Genomic DNA, 572 nt, shown 5'->3' with positions numbered 1-572 from the left:
TAAAGTGAGAGGTAAAGGCTTCAAGATACATGTCATACTCGCGCAAAATGAGTATAAGATCACGATCGTACTTGGGGGTCAAATAAAACCTAATAATTGTTTAAAAAATGTTCGCGATCTTGCCCTGCTATATCAGTGTTATAGAAAAAGGTATCAAGTACATGTTCGCCCTCATTGAAAGCAGAAAGCACATTTTTCAATTCACATTTAAAGCTTGCCGATAGCTCACATTTACATTCAAATTCTTTATATACGAAACGGTTGCAACCTTGCAATAAAAACTCTTCAAGAAGCCACTTGCTACTTTTATAATTTATATCGTCATCACTAATATTAATGGTGCTCATATAGTTCTCGGTAACACAGACACATAACGCCAAATTCTAGCGAATCCCCACAAAATATCTTTCGCTATCAAATATATAGAAACGCATCTCGTTGTGTGATCTAATTAATTTCGCCAAAAACAAACCAGATTACAACGAGATGCGCGAACTTAATATCATACACCAACAGCTACAAAATCAATGCCCTTTCATTCACAAAAAGCGACTTCAATCCCTCATTGATTC

Annotated in this window: 1 protein-coding gene; it reads right to left on the bottom strand. The window is 35.7% G+C overall.

Annotated features, from left to right (window positions below; genetic code table 11):
* Window positions 1-89: 89 nt before the first annotated feature.
* The gene (locus K6Y21_RS21140) at window positions 90-347 is read right to left on the bottom strand and encodes a hypothetical protein (protein WP_233073919.1); all 258 of its coding nucleotides are present in this window, start codon (window positions 345-347) and stop codon (window positions 90-92) included.
* Window positions 348-572 lie beyond the last annotated feature (225 nt).

Source organism: Motilimonas eburnea, from assembly GCF_021295345.1.
Classification (GTDB): Bacteria; Pseudomonadota; Gammaproteobacteria; order Enterobacterales; family CBDFNC01; genus Motilimonas; species Motilimonas eburnea.
Note: the sequence above shows the minus strand (reverse complement) of the source record. Positions and strands in the feature narration are given on the sequence as shown.